Source organism: Halomonas stenophila (genome assembly GCF_014192275.1).
Lineage (GTDB): Bacteria > Pseudomonadota > Gammaproteobacteria > Pseudomonadales > Halomonadaceae > Halomonas > Halomonas stenophila.
On the sequence record NZ_JACHXR010000002.1, the window covers coordinates 18,544 to 33,057 of the forward strand.

At 69.9% G+C, this 14,514-nt stretch carries 10 protein-coding genes; all 10 read left to right on the forward strand.

Annotated elements, in window-relative coordinates:
* Nucleotides 1–34: 34 nt before the first annotated feature.
* The 10 genes from rseP (at nucleotide 35) to tilS (ending at nucleotide 14,510) form a co-directional block, all read left to right on the forward strand.
* Nucleotides 35–1,393, forward strand: coding sequence for an RIP metalloprotease RseP (gene rseP, locus FHR97_RS04210; protein WP_183382527.1), 1,359 nt, complete (start codon nucleotides 35–37; stop codon nucleotides 1,391–1,393).
* 87 nt (nucleotides 1,394–1,480) lie between these two features.
* Nucleotides 1,481–3,826 carry an outer membrane protein assembly factor BamA gene (gene bamA, locus FHR97_RS04215; protein WP_183382528.1) on the forward strand — a complete coding sequence of 782 codons (2,346 nt, stop codon included), beginning with the start codon at nucleotides 1,481–1,483 and terminating at the stop codon, nucleotides 3,824–3,826.
* Between the two features lie 146 nt (nucleotides 3,827–3,972).
* A complete protein-coding gene (gene lpxD / locus FHR97_RS04220) occupies nucleotides 3,973–5,010 on the forward strand; it encodes a UDP-3-O-(3-hydroxymyristoyl)glucosamine N-acyltransferase (protein ID WP_183382529.1) in 1,038 nt (345 codons plus the stop codon).
* A 106-nt stretch (nucleotides 5,011–5,116) separates the two neighbouring features.
* Nucleotides 5,117–5,560: a 3-hydroxyacyl-ACP dehydratase FabZ gene (gene fabZ / locus FHR97_RS04225; protein ID WP_183382530.1), complete on the forward strand. Its 444-nt coding sequence runs from the start codon at nucleotides 5,117–5,119 to the stop codon at nucleotides 5,558–5,560.
* Complete coding sequence (gene lpxA / locus FHR97_RS04230; RefSeq protein WP_183382531.1) at nucleotides 5,557–6,324, forward strand: acyl-ACP--UDP-N-acetylglucosamine O-acyltransferase; 768 nt, start codon at nucleotides 5,557–5,559, stop codon at nucleotides 6,322–6,324. Before fabZ ends, lpxA begins: the two co-directional genes overlap by 4 nt.
* Before the next feature lie 22 nt (nucleotides 6,325–6,346).
* On the forward strand, nucleotides 6,347–7,534 hold the full coding sequence (gene lpxB / locus FHR97_RS04235) for a lipid-A-disaccharide synthase (protein WP_183382532.1): 1,188 nt from the start codon (nucleotides 6,347–6,349) through the stop codon (nucleotides 7,532–7,534).
* Entirely contained in the window at nucleotides 7,531–8,142 is a 612-nt protein-coding gene (gene rnhB / locus FHR97_RS04240; RefSeq protein ID WP_183382533.1) for a ribonuclease HII, read from the forward strand. The genes lpxB and rnhB overlap by 4 nt, the downstream gene beginning before the upstream one ends.
* Before the next feature lie 203 nt (nucleotides 8,143–8,345).
* Nucleotides 8,346–11,858, forward strand: coding sequence for a DNA polymerase III subunit alpha (gene dnaE / locus FHR97_RS04245; protein WP_183382534.1), 3,513 nt, complete (start codon nucleotides 8,346–8,348; stop codon nucleotides 11,856–11,858).
* 196 nt (nucleotides 11,859–12,054) lie between these two features.
* Nucleotides 12,055–13,008, forward strand: coding sequence for an acetyl-CoA carboxylase carboxyl transferase subunit alpha (gene accA / locus FHR97_RS04250; RefSeq protein WP_183382535.1), 954 nt, complete (start codon nucleotides 12,055–12,057; stop codon nucleotides 13,006–13,008).
* Between the two features lie 209 nt (nucleotides 13,009–13,217).
* A complete protein-coding gene (gene tilS, locus FHR97_RS04255) occupies nucleotides 13,218–14,510 on the forward strand; it encodes a tRNA lysidine(34) synthetase TilS (RefSeq protein WP_183382536.1) in 1,293 nt (430 codons plus the stop codon).
* Nucleotides 14,511–14,514: the final 4 nt, after the last annotated feature.

Consider the following 14,514-nt stretch of genomic DNA (forward strand, 5'->3'; position numbering starts at 1 on the left):
CGCACCCCCTGTCGCCATTCACGAGGAGACTGCCGTGGACCTGATCCAGAACGTGCTGGCCGTGATCGTGGTTCTCGGCCTGTTGATCACCTTCCATGAGTTCGGCCATTTCTGGGTCGCCCGGCGCTGTGGTGTCAAGGTGCTGCGCTTCTCGGTGGGCTTCGGCAAGCCGCTGTGGTCGCGCCATGACCGCCACGGCACCGAGTTCGCCGTGGCGGCGATCCCGCTGGGCGGCTACGTCAAGATGCTCGATGAGCGCGAGGGGCCGGTCGACCCGGCCGAGCGGCATCTCGCCTTCAATCGCAAGTCGGTCTGGTCGCGCATCGCCATCGTGGTGGCGGGGCCGCTGGCCAACTTCCTGCTGGCCCTGGTCGCCTACTGGGCGCTGTTCGTCGCCGGCACCTCCACCGTCGTGCCGGTGATCGGCGAGGTGGCTCCCGACTCGCCGGCGGCCCGGGGCGGCCTCGCCGCCGGTCAGGAGATCACCGCCGTCCAGGGCGAGGCGGTGCGCTCCTGGGAGGAGATCAACCTCAAGCTGGTGGCGGCCATCGGCGTCAGCGGCGAGCTGACGCTGAGCGCCCGGGACGAGAGCACCCCCCGGGCCCGGGAACACCGCCTGCCGGTGGAGGACTGGCTGGTGCGCCAGGATCCCCCGCAGCCCCTGGCGAGCCTCGGCATCACGCCCTGGCGCCCGCCCATGCCGGCGGTGCTCGACCAGGTGGCCGAGGGCGAGGCCGCCGCGGCCGCCGGGCTCGTCCCCGGCGACGAGGTGCTGGCGGTGGGCGGCACAGCGGTGGAGGACTGGTCGCACTTCGTCACGCTGGTGCGGGGCCGCCCCGGGGAGCGCCTGACCCTGACGGTGGCCCGCGATGGCGAGACCCGCGAGGTATCGCTCACTCCCCGGGCCAATACCCTCCAGGACGGCACCACCGTCGGCTACATCGGGGCCGGCGTCGAGCCGGTGGCCTGGCCCGACGCCTATCGCCGCGAGATCCGCTACGGCCCCCTGGCGGCCATGGGGCAGGCCGTCTCCCGCACCGGGGAGATGACCGTGCTGACCCTCGACGCCATCCGCAAGATGATCGTCGGGCTGATCTCGCCCTCCAACCTCTCCGGCCCCATCACCATCGCCCGCATCGCCGGGGATACGGCGCGCTCCGGGCTGGAGAGCTTCGTCAGCTTCATGGCCTACCTGTCGATCAGCCTGGGGGTGCTCAACCTGTTGCCGATCCCGGTACTCGACGGGGGGCACCTGCTCTATTACCTGGTCGAGGCGGCGCGTGGCCGGCCGGTCTCGGAGCGCACCCAGGCCCTGGGGCTGCGCATCGGCCTGGCCCTGGTCGGGACCCTGATGCTGATGGCGCTGTATTTCGACCTGATGCGGCTCTGGTAGCCGGGCCTCGGCTTGTCAGTTACCCGTGCAAATGTATAAGGTGCCTGTCTGGACAGGACGGCAGATCAACGCGAGCGAATCGACTGCATGAAGATCAAGACCATCGGACTGGCGGCGTTGCTGCTCGCCAGTGCCAGTACGGCACAGGCGGAACCCTTCGACGTAACGGACATACGAGTGGAAGGCTTGCAGCGGGTCTCGGCGGCCTCCGTGTTCAATGCCTTTCCTGTCAGCGCCCGCGACCGGGTCGACGATCGTGAACTGGCCGCCGCGGCGCGCCAGCTGTTCGACACCGGGCTCTTCGAGGACATCCGCCTGTCCCGGCAGGGGGGCGTGCTGATCATCGAGGTGGTCGAGCGCCCGACCATCACCCGCCTCAATATCGAGGGCAACAGCCAGATCCCCGACGAGGACCTGCGTGAAGGGCTGCGCGAGGCCGGCCTCGACGAGGGCCAGGTGCTGCAGCTCTCCACCCTCGAGGAGATCGAACGCGAGCTGTCCGGGCTCTACCAGTCCCAGGGACGCTACAGCGCCAGCATCGCGACCGAGGTCGAGGAACTCGGCGAGGGGCGCGTCCAGGTCAATGTCGACATCGACGAGGGCGCGGTCGCCAAGATCCGCCAGATCAACATCGTCGGCAACCAGGCCTTCGCCGACGAGACCCTGCGTGACGTCTTCGAGCTGGAGGACCGCCCGGGCTGGTTCTTCGGCTGGTTCTCCAGCGACGAGTACTCCCGCCAGGCCCTGGCCGGCGACCTCGAGCGGCTGCGGTCCTTCTATCTCGACCGCGGCTACGTCAACTTCAATATCGATTCCACCCAGGTCTCCATCGGTCCGGACAAGTCGAAGATCTTCGTCACCGTCAACGTCACCGAGGGCGAGCGCTATCGCCTCGGCGACATCACCTTCGCCGGGGACCTGCGCATCCCCGAGCGGGAGGCCCGGGAGCTGCTCGAGGTGGAGCCCGGCGAGATCTTCTCGCGCAGCGAGGTCACCGCCTCGTCCGAGGCGCTGCGTTCACGGCTCGGCGCCGAGGGCTTCGCCTTCGCCAACGTCGACGGCATCCCCGAGGTGCGCCAGGGCGGCGATACCGTCGATCTGACCTTCCGGGTCGAGGCCGGGCGCCGGGCCTACGTGCGGCGCATCGAGTTCGTCGGCAACACCACCACCCAGGACGAGGTGCTGCGCCGCGAGATGATCCAGATGGAGGGGGCGCCGGCCTCCACCGAATCGATCAGCCAGTCCCGCCAGCGCCTCGAGCGCCTGGGCTTCTTCAAACAGGTCGAGGTGCAGACCGAGCCGGTCCCCGGGGCGCCGGACCAGCTCGACGTGACCTATACCGTGGAGGAGCAGCCATCCGGGTCGATCTCGGCGAGCATCGGCTTCTCCCAGAGCGCCGGGGTCATCTACGGCGCCTCGCTGTCCCAGAACAACTTCCTCGGCACCGGCAACCGGGTGAACATCGGCGCCCAGCGCAGCGACACCTACACCAGCCTCAACTTCGGCTTCACCGATCCCTACTGGACCCTCGACGGCATCTCCCGCGGCTACAACCTCTTCTACCGCGAGACCGACTACGAGGACTCCGATATCTCGACCTACTCGACGGACGCCTTCGGCGGCGGCATCAACTTCGGCTACCCGATCAATGAGCTGACCCGCCTGAACTTCGGCGCCGACGTCGAGGACCTTACCATCGAGACCTACAGCGACACGGCGTCCGAGATCCAGCGCTACGTCGACGAGCAGGGCGACAGTGCCCAGTCGCTGAAGCTGACCGCCAGCTGGACCCGCAACGACCTCAATCGCGGCGTCATGCCCACTGCCGGCAACTACCAGCGGCTCTCGCTGGAGACCGCGGTGCCGGGCAGCGATGCCGAGTACTACAAGCTGCGGGCGCGGGCCCGCCAGCTCTTCCCGTTCAACGAGGAGCAGACCTGGTCGCTGAAGTTCAGCGGCGAGCTCGGCTACGCCGACAGCGTCGGCGACGATCCCTACCCCTTCTACGAGAACTTCTTCTCCGGGGGGCTCGGCTCGGTGCGCGGCTTCACCGGCAATACCCTGGGGCCCGCCACCACGCCCCGCGGCGACGGCGACGACAAGACCCTGGGCGGTAACGTGCTGGTCGAGGGCAGCGCCGAGCTGATCTTCCCCATGCCCTTCGTCGAGGACAAGCGGTCGGTCCAGCCCTCGCTGTTCCTCGACGCCGGCAACACCTTCCTGACCGACTGCTATCCCGTGCTGGACGAGGATGCCGGCCGCGCCAACTGCGAGTCGGGCGTGGATCTCGGCGAGCTGCGCTACAGCGTGGGGCTGGGGGTGTCCTGGCTGACGGCGGTGGGCCCGCTGACCTTCAGCATCGCCGAGCCGATCAATGCCGAGGACGGCGACGACACCCAGTTCTTCCAGTTCTCGCTGGGTCAGACCTTCTGATCCCCGACACGGAGTCGATGACCATGCGCCAGCTCACAGCCGTCCTCCTGCTGGGCCTCGCCGGGGCCGTCGCCCTGCCGGCCCAGGCCACCGAGGTGGCCATGCTCGACTGAGCGGGCCCTAGACCTTTTCGATACCGGGTTCCCATGACACAAGATTCTCCAACCCTGACGCTCGCCGAGATCGCCGCGCACCTGGGAGCTGGCCTCCAGGGCGACGGCAATCGGCGGGTCCGTGGCCTGGCCACCCTGCGGGACGCCGGGCCGGAGCAGGTGAGTTTCCTGGCCAATCGCGCCTACCTCAAGGACCTGCCGGGCACCCGGGCCGCCGCCGTGCTGCTGCACCCGGACCATGCCGGGGAATGCCCGACCGCCTGCCTGACCCTGGGCAACCCCTACCTCGGCTATGCCGAGCTGTCGCGGTTGTTCGATCCTCTCGCCGGCCGAGAGACCGCCGGCGTCCACCCCTCGGCGGTGGTCGGCGAGGGCGTGAGCCTGGGCGAGGGCGTGGCCATCGGCCCCCAGGCGGTGGTCGAGGCCGGCGTCGTGCTCGGCGGTGACGTCGTCATCGGCCCCGGCTGTGTGGTCGGGGCCGATACCCGGATCGGGGCCGGGTCGCGGCTGCATGCCAACGTCACCGTCTACCATGGGGTGGTGATCGGCGAGCGGGGCATCCTGCACAGCGGCTGCGTGATCGGTGCCGACGGCTTCGGCTTCGCCCACGACGGCGGCGGCTGGCACAAGATCGCCCAGCTCGGCGGCGTGATCCTGGGCGACGACGTCGAGGTCGGCAGCTGCTCGAGCATCGACCGGGGGGCGCTGGGCGACACCGTGATCGGCAATGACGTCAAGATCGACAGCCAGGTGCAGATCGCCCACAACGTACAGATCGGCGATCACTGCGCGCTGGCCGGCTGTGTCGGTATCGCCGGCTCCACCCGGGTCGGCCGTCACTGCATGCTGGGCGGCGGCGTGGGCCTGTCGGGCCACCTGACGATCTGCGACGGGGTCCAGGTCACCGGCATGAGCCTGGTCACCAACTCGATTCACGAGCCGGGAGTCTACTCCTCCGGCACCGGCGCCATGGACAATGCCCAGTGGCGTCGCAACGCGGTGCGCTTCAAGCAGCTCGACGAGATCGCCCGTCGCCTGAGCCGGCTCGAGAAAGCCGGACGCGGCGGTTGAGGCCACCCGCCGGGGCGGTATAATCCCCCGCCCATCCGTCGACCCGGTGTCGACGGCCATGCTCGCCGTGCGGGGCGGGCATCCTGTCATTTCAGAGGTCGCTACGATGGTAATGGACATCAACGAGATTCGTGAGTATCTGCCCCACCGCTATCCCTTCCTGCTGGTGGACCGGGTAACGGAGCTTGCCCTTGGCGAATCCATCGTTGCCTACAAGAATGTCAGCATCAACGAGCCGTTCTTCAATGGCCACTTCCCGCACCATCCGATCATGCCGGGCGTGCTGGTCATCGAGGCGCTGGCCCAGGCCTGCGGCATCCTCGGCTTCAAGACCGTCAACAAGCTGCCCGCCGACGGCTATGTCTACTACCTGGTCGGCAGCGACAACGTGCGCTTCAAGCGTCCGGTGATGCCCGGTGACCGGCTGGAGCTGAGGGCCGACGTCATCCGCGAGAAGCGCGGCATCTGGAAGTTCCGTTGCAAGGCCACCGTGGCCGGCGAGGTGGCCTGCGAGGCCGACATCATCTGTGCCGAGAGGAAGGTCGCTTGATTCATTCCACCGCCATCGTAGACCCCGGGGCGCGCCTGGCCGATGACGTCGAGGTGGGGCCCTTCACGGTGATCGGCGCCGACGTCGAGATCGGCGCCGGCTCGCGCATCGGGCCACACGTGGTGGTCAAGGGGCCCACCGTGCTCGGCGCGCGCACGCGCATCTTCCAGTTCGCCTCGGTGGGAGAAGACTGCCAGGACAAGAAGTACGCCGGCGAACCGACCCGCCTGGTGATGGGCGACGACAACGTCATCCGCGAGGGCGTCACCCTGCACCGCGGCACCGCCCAGGACCGCGGCGAGACCACCATCGGCTCGCGCAACCTGTTCATGGCCTATGTCCATGTCGGCCACGACTGCCTGATCGGCGACGACTGCATCCTGGCCAACCAGGTGACCCTGGCCGGCCATGTCCAGCTGGGCGACTTCGTGATCCTCGGCGGCCTCTCCGCCATCCACCAGTTCTGCCGGTTCGGCGACCACGCCATGGCCGGGGGCGGCTCGATCATCACCAAGGACACCCCGGCCTACGTGATGATCAACGGCAACCCCGCCCAGGTGCACGGCCTGAACCTGGTCGGCCTGCGCCGCCGCGGCTTCGCCAACGAGGCCGTACGGGCCCTGAACGAGGCCTACAAGCTGGTCTATCGCCAGGGGCTGACCGTCGAGCAGGCGCTCACCGAGATCCGCACGCGCTACTCGCTGCCCGAGACCGAGGCCTTCGCCGCCTCCATCGAGGCCTCGACGCGCGGCATCGTGCGCTGAGCCCGGCATCGTGAGCACGGGCATGCGTGTCTATCTCGTGGCCGGCGAGCTGTCCGGCGACATCCTCGGCGCCGGCCTGATGCGAGCCCTGAAGGCGCGTCACCCGGATATCGCCTTTCGCGGCATCGGCGGGCCGCGCATGATCGACGAGGGCATGGACAGCCGCTTCCCGCTGGAGATCCTGTCGGTGATGGGGCTGGTCGAGGTGGTCAGGCACCTGCCCGAGCTGCTGCGGGTGCGCCGCACCCTGAAGCGCGACGCCCTCGACTGGCGGCCCGACATCATGGTCGGCATCGACGCCCCGGACTTCAATCTCGGCCTGGAGCGGGCGCTGCGCGAGGCCGGCATCACCACCGCCCACTATGTCAGCCCCTCCGTGTGGGCCTGGCGCCAGGGGCGCGTCAAGGGCATCGCCCGCTCGGTGGACGCCATGCTCACCTTCCTGCCCTTCGAGGCGGCCTTCTATGCCCGCCACCGCGTGCCCGTGGCCTTCGTCGGCCACCCGCTCGCCGACGAGCTGCCGCTGGTCAACGACCGGCAGGGTGCCCGGGATGCCCTGGGGCTGCCGACGACGGGACCGCTGCTGGCGGTGCTGCCGGGCTCCCGGGCCAACGAGATCCGCTTCCTCGGCGCGACCTTCCTCGACACCGCGGAGCGACTGTGCCGCGAGCGCGAGGCGCTGCGGGTGGTCATCCCCGCCGCCACCCCGGCTCGGCGGGCCGAGCTCGAGGCCCTGCTCGAGGGCCGCGAGGCGCTGCGCGGGCGGGTGACCCTGGTCGCTGGTCGCGCGCGGGAGGCGATGGTGGCCAGCGACCTGGTGCTGCTGGCCTCGGGCACCGCGGCGCTGGAGGCGATGCTCTGCCACCGTCCCATGCTGGTCGCCTACCGCATGGCGCCCGTGACCCACTGGCTGGCCAGGCGCCTGGTCAAGACCGAGTGGATCTCGCTGCCCAACCTGATCGCCCGCGAGACCCTGGTGCCGGAACTGATCCAGGACGCGGCCAGCCCCGTGGCCATCGCCGCCCGGCTCGCCGCGCTGCTCGACGACGCCGAGGGCCGGGCCGCCCTGGAGGCGCGTTTCGCCGAGATGCATGCCGGCCTGCAGCGCGATGCCAGCCGGCGGGCCAGCGAGGCCCTCGAGGCCCTGGTGGCGGGCCGGGCGCTGCCCGCCAGCGTCGCCCCCGAGCCGGTCGGGGGGGAGAGCGCATGAGGGCCGAGGACTTCCCCCCGCTGGTCATCGACTACCGGGGGCGCCTGCTGGCCGGGGTCGACGAGGTCGGGCGCGGCCCCCTGGTCGGCCCGGTGGTGGCCGCCGCGGTGATCCTCGACCCGGCCGCGCCCATCAACGGGCTCACCGACTCCAAGACGCTGAGCGCCGGCCGGCGCGAGGCGCTGGACGCCGAGATCCGCGCCCGGGCGCTGGCCTTCGCGGTGGCCGAGGCCAGCGCCGCCGAGGTCGACGAGCACAACATCTACCATGCGACACACCTGGCCATGCGCCGCGCCATCGATGCCCTCGCGCCCGCGGCGGAGTACCTGCTGGTGGACGGCAATCGGCTCCCGGGGCATCATGTGCCCGGCCAGGCCGTGGTCAAGGGCGACGCCCGCCATCCGGCGATCGCGGCGGCCTCGATACTGGCCAAGGTGGCCCGGGACGCCGGCATGCGGGCCCTGGATGCCCGCCATCCCGGCTACGGCTTCGCTCGCCACAAGGGCTACCCGACCCGCGAGCACCTGGCCGCCCTGGAGCGCCTGGGTGCCTTGCCCGAGCACCGCCGCTCCTTCGCGCCCGTGAAACGCCAGCTGGCCCTGTTCTGACAACTTGCACTCCATCGCGGGGCGCCGGGGGCAGGCCGTAGAGGAGGTCCTACGCCAGGATGGCGTCGGTAGCGCCCAGGGAGGGGTTCACAGCGCCTCCTCGTAGGCCTGCCCCCGGATCAGCTCCGAGCGACAGTGCTGAAGACGGTACTCTGTAGACCCTTCTAGCATCGCCCCACTCACTACCGAACCTCGAGTCCGCCATGACCGCTCCCTTCGTTCATCTCCGCGTGCACAGCGAATTCTCCCTGGTCGACGGCCTGGTGCGTCTCAAGCCGCTGGTCAAGGCGGCGGTGGCCCAGGGCACCCCGGCCCTGGCCCTCACCGACGAGGCCAACCTCTTCGCCCTGGTCAAGTTCTATACCGGCGCCCAGGGTGCAGGCCTCAAGCCGATCATCGGCAGCGACCTGTGGCTGGCCAACCCTCACGACGAGGCCCACCCCTACCGGCTCACCCTGCTGGCGATGAACGACGTCGGCTACCGCAACCTCACCGAGCTGATCTCCCGCGGCTGGGTGGAGGGGCAGCGGCACGGCCAGGCGTTGCTCGACAAGGCCTGGGTGCTCGCCCAGAGCGAGGGACTGATCGCCCTCTCCGGTGGCCGCGAGGGCGAGATCGGCCGGCACCTGCTCACCGATCACCATGACGAGGCCCGGGCCCTGCTCGAGGAGTGGCTGGCCGCCTTCCCCGGGCGGTTCTACCTGGAGCTCACCCGGACCGGCCGGCCACTGGAGGAGGAGTGCGTGCACCTCTCGGTGGACCTGGCCGTGGAGACCGGCACCCCGGTGGTGGCCACCAACGACGTGCGCTTCCTCGCACGCGAGGACTTCTGGGCCCACGAGACCCGGGTGGCCATCGGCGAGGGCAAGGCGCTGGACGACAAGCGCCGCGAGCGCCGCTATACCGAGGAGCAGTACCTCAAGAGCCCCGGGGAGATGGCCGAGCTGTTCGCGGACATTCCCGAGGCGCTCGAGAACAGCGTGATGATCGCCGCGCGCTGCAATGTCGAGGTGCGCCTGGGCGAGATCTTCCTGCCGGAATACGCGATCCCCGAGGGCATGACCCAGGAGGAGTTCTTCCGCAAGATCTCCCACGACGGCCTCACCGAGCGCCTGGACTTCCTCTACCCCGCCGAGCGCTACCCGCGTGACGGGGCCGAGTACGCCGAGATCGACGTCCGCTACCGCCAGCGGCTCGACTTCGAACTCGACATCATCCTGCAGATGGGCTTTCCGGGTTACTTCCTGATCGTGATGGACTTCATCCAGTGGGCCAAGGACAACGACGTCCCGGTGGGGCCGGGGCGCGGCTCCGGCGCCGGCTCGCTGGTGGCCTATGCCCAGAAGATCACCGACCTGGACCCCATCAAGCACGATCTGCTGTTCGAGCGCTTCCTCAACCCCGAGCGGGTCTCGATGCCCGACTTCGACGTCGACTTCTGCATGGAGAAGCGCGACCGGGTGATCGACTACGTCGCCGAGCGCTACGGCCGTGACGCCGTCTCGCAGATCGTCACCTTCGGCACCATGGCCGCCAAGGCGGTGGTGCGCGACGTGGCTCGCGCCCAGGGCAAGCCCTACTCGCTGGGCGACAAGCTCTCCAAGCTGATTCCCTTCGAGGTGGGCATGACCCTGGCCAAGGCCATCGAGGACGAGCCCCAGCTCAAGGACTTCCTCGAGGCCGATGAGGAGGCCCAGGAGATCTGGGACATGGCGAAGAAGCTCGAGGGCATCACCCGCGGCACGGGCAAGCACGCCGGCGGGGTGGTGATCGCGCCGACCAAGCTCACCGACTTCTCGCCGCTGCTGTGCGACGAGGACGGCAGCGGCCTGAGGGTGCAGTACGACAAGAACGACATCGAGGACGCTGGCCTGGTCAAGTTCGACTTCCTGGGCCTGCGGACCCTGACCATCATCGACTGGGCGCTGGAGATGGTCGACAAGGTGCGCGCCGTCGAGGGGCAGGGCCCGCTGGACATCGACGCCATCCCGCTGGACGATGCGCCCACCTTCGAGATGCTCAAGAAGGCCGAGACCACGGCGGTGTTCCAGCTCGAATCCCGCGGCATGAAGGAGCTGATCAAGCGCCTGCTGCCGGACTCCCTGGAGGACATGATCGCCCTGGTGGCGCTGTTCCGCCCCGGCCCGTTGCAGTCGGGCATGGTCGACGACTTCATCAACCGCAAGCACGGCCGGGCCGAGATCTCCTATCCCCACCCGGATTATCAACACGAGCTGCTCAAGCCGGTACTGGAGCCGACCTACGGCATCATCCTCTACCAGGAGCAGGTCATGCAGATCGCCCAGGTGCTGGCGGGATACTCCCTGGGCCAGGCCGACCTGCTGCGTCGCGCCATGGGCAAGAAGAAGCCCGAGGAGATGGCCAAGCAGCGCGTCGGCTTCATGGAGGGCTGCGCCACCAACGGCATCGACAAGGACCTGGCCGGCAACATCTTCGATCTGGTGGAGAAATTCGCCGGCTATGGCTTCAACAAGTCGCACTCCGCGGCCTACGGACTGGTCTCGTATCAGACGGCCTGGCTGAAGGCCCATTATCCGGGGCCCTTCATGGCGGCGGTGATGTCCACCGAGATGGACAACCTCGACAAGGTGGTGCCGCTGATCGAGGAATGCCGCCACCTGGGGCTCACCGTGACCCCGCCCGACGTCAACGTCGGCGGCTACAAGTTCACCGTCGATGCCGAGGCGCGGGTGGTCTATGGCCTCGGCGCCATCCGCGGCGTCGGCGAGGGCCCCATCGGCGCCATCGTCGAGGCCCGCGAGGACGGCGGCGCCTTCCGCGATCTCTTCGACTTCTGCAAGCGGGTCGATCCCAAGCGCATGAACAAGCGCACCCTGGAGGCGCTGATCCGCTCCGGGGCGCTGGACACCCTGGGGCCGAGCCGGGCGGTGCTCGCGGCGGCCCTGGACGATGCCCTGAAGGCGGCGGCCCAGAACCAGACCAACCAGAACCTCGGCATGATGGACATGTTCGGCGAGGCCTTCGGTGCCGCGAACGAGGAAGACGACACCGCCGACGTCTATGCCGACTACCGCCGGGTGCGCGACTGGACGGACAAGGAGCGCCTGGCCGGCGAGAAGGACACCCTGGGGCTCTACCTGACCGGCCACCCCATCGACGAGTACGAGAAAGAGCTCGAGCGCTTCGTGTCGACGCGCATCAGCGAGCTCAAGCCCTCCCGGGAGCCACAACGGGTCGCCGGCCTGGTGGTGGGCATGCGCACCATGAAGTCCAAGCGCGGCGACACCATGGCCTTCGTCACCCTGGACGACCGCACCGGGCGCATCGAGGCCTCGCTGTTCGGCGAGCTGTTCGACGCCGTGCGCGGCCGTCTCGATACCGACCAGGTGCTGATCGTCGAGGGCGAGGTGCAGAGCGACGACTACTCCGGGGGGCTGCGGCTGCGCGGCAAGGAGATCACCCCCATGGTCGATGCCCGCACCCGCTACGGCCAGGCCGTGGAGCTGTCCCTCGACGGCTCCCGGGTCAACGGCCGCCTGGTGGACAGCCTGCGCGACAGTCTATCGCCCCACCGCGACGGCAACGGCCTGCCGGTGCGGCTGCGCTATCGCAACGCCGAGGCCGCCGGCTGGCTGGAACTCGCCGAGGAGTGGAAGGTCATGCCGTCCGACGAGCTGCTGATCGCCCTGCGCGAGGTGGAGGGGCAGGACGGCGTACGCCTCAAGTACCGCTGAGCATGCGAATGTCACTGCCGGGGGCCGTCCGAGGCATCGGGGCTAACCCGTCGACAGGCCCCGAAGTGTCGGACCATCGCGGGTTGCATGCCTGCGTCAGTGAGCTGCCTTGCGTGGGCGTGTCAGGGTGCGATAATGCTTACCGTTTGACGCTTCCCCCCGGTCGCCTCTTCGGCCGACGAGACAAGGCTAGCCCATGAATCCCAACTACCTAGATTTCGAACAGCCCATCGCCGAACTCCAGGCCAAGATCGAGGAGCTGCGCCTGGTCGGCAACGACAGCCAGGTCAACCTCAGTGACGAGATCGGCCGGCTCGAGGAGAAGAGTCGCAAGCTGACCGAGTCGATCTTCAAGGACCTGACCCCTTGGCAGGTCTCCCAGCTGTCCCGTCACCCCCAGCGGCCCTATACCCTGGATTACCTGGAGCACGTCTTCACCGACTTCGACGAGCTCCACGGGGATCGCCGCTTCGCCGATGACGCCGCGATCGTCGGCGGGGTGGCCCGACTGGACGACAGGCCGGTGATGGTCATCGGCCACCAGAAGGGCCGCGACGTCAAGGAGAAGGTGCGTCGCAACTTCGGCATGCCGCGTCCCGAGGGCTACCGCAAGGCCTGCCGCCTGATGGAGATGGCCGAGCGCTTCCGCATGCCGGTGCTGACCTTCATCGACACCCCCGGGGCCTATCCCGGCATCGATGCCGAGGAACGCGGCCAGAGCGAGGCCATCGCCTACAACCTGGGGGTGATGTCGCGGCTCAAGACGCCGATCCTCGCCACCGTGGTGGGCGAGGGCGGCTCCGGCGGGGCGCTGGCCATCGGCGTCTGCGACGAGCTGGCCATGCTGCAGTACTCCACCTACGCGGTGATCTCCCCCGAGGGCTGCGCCTCCATCCTCTGGAAGAGCGCCGAGAAGGCCTCCGACGCGGCCCAGGCCATGGGCATCACCGCCGAGCGCCTCAAGGAGCTGGGTTTCGTTGACACCCTGATTCCCGAGCCCCTGGGCGGCGCCCATCGCCAGCCGGCGGCCACCGCCGAGCGCATCAAGACCTCGCTGCTGGCGAGCCTCGACCGGCTGGAGGGGCTGGACACCGAGACGTTGCTGGCGCGGCGGTATGAGCGGTTGATGAGCTACGGCGCCCCGGTGTGATACCGGGCCTGTCTGCGCTCGATCAGGCGGTGTTGGAGAAGACCTCATCCTGCTCATTTACCCGTAGGTAAACTCCGCGGCTTCGGTCTTCTCCGCCTGGCCTGATCGTCGCTCGAAGAGGCCTCTGGGGGGTGGGCTCCTCCAAAGACGCTCGCTGCTGGGGCCGCCCCCAGGCGGCATGTAGCTTCCCCTGAGCGGTGTTCCTGCCGATGAGCCTCGAGCCCTCTTCCCTGCAAGCCGTGATCGACAACGCCCTGGCCCAGACGCCGCCGGGGCGTTGCGTGTGGGTGGCGCTCTCCGGCGGGCTGGATTCCTGCCTGCTGCTGACCCTCGCCGCGGACGCCTGCCGCCGCCACCCGCGCCCGCTGCGGGCGCTGCACGTGCATCACGGCCTGCAGGCCGCCGCCGACGACTTCGAGCGCCACTGCCGATGGCTGGCGTCGCGGCTCGGCGTGCCCCTGGACGTCGACCACGTCGGCGTCGACCCGGCGGCGGGCCGTGGGCTCGAGGGGGAGGCCAGGGCCGCCCGCTACGCCGCCTTCGCGCGGAGGCTGCGGCCCGGGGAGACCCTGTGGCTGGCCCAGCATCGTGACGACCAAGCCGAGACCTTCCTGCTGGCCGCCCTGCGCGGTGCCGGTCCCCGCGGCCTCGCCGCCATGCCCGAGGTGCGCGGGCTCGGCAAGGGCCTGACCGGGGCGCGCCTGTCACGCCCGCTGCTCGGCGTCTCTCGGGCCGCCCTCGAGGCTGAGGCCGGCCGGCGGGCGCTGGCCTGGGTCGAGGACCCGAGCAATGCCGAGGAGGGGCCGGATCGCAACTTCCTGCGCCACCGGGTCCTGCCGCTGCTGGCCGGGCGCTGGCCCCGGGCGGGAGAGGGCCTGGCCCGCAGCGCGGCGCTGGTCGGCGAGGCCGAGGGGCTGCTCGAGGAACTGGCCGGCGAGGACCTGGCCCGGCTGGGCGGCGACCCCGGCCGGCTGCCCGTCGCCGACCTGCTGGCGCTGTCGGCACCGCGTCGGCGCCTGCTGGTGCGCCACTGCCTGGCCCGGCTGGAGCTGCCGCGGCCGCCGGCCCGTCGCCTGGCGACGCTGCTCGCCCAGCTCGGTGCTCCCCGGGATGCCGTGGTGCGGGTGGCCTGGCCCGGCGCCGAGGCGCGTCGCTGGCGGGAGCGCCTCTACCTGATGGCCCCGCCGCGTCCGCTGGCGCCGGCGTGGCGGGCCGACTGGGATGGCCGGCAGGCCCTGGCGACGCCGCTGGGCCGGCTGAGGGTGTCTCTCGTCCCCCGGGCGGGCGGGCCGGTGGCGCTGCGCCTGGCCCCGCGGTGCGGCGGGGAGCGTCTGCGGCTGGCCGGTCGCGGCCAGCGTGACCTCAAGCGGTTGCTGCAGGAGTGGGGGGTGCCGCCCTGGGAGCGCGACCGGCTGCTGGTCGCCTGGCACGGGGATCGCGTGGTGGCGGTCGGCCAGCCGGGCCGCTGGCTGACCCGTGCCGAGGGCTGGGAGGAGGCCTGAGGCC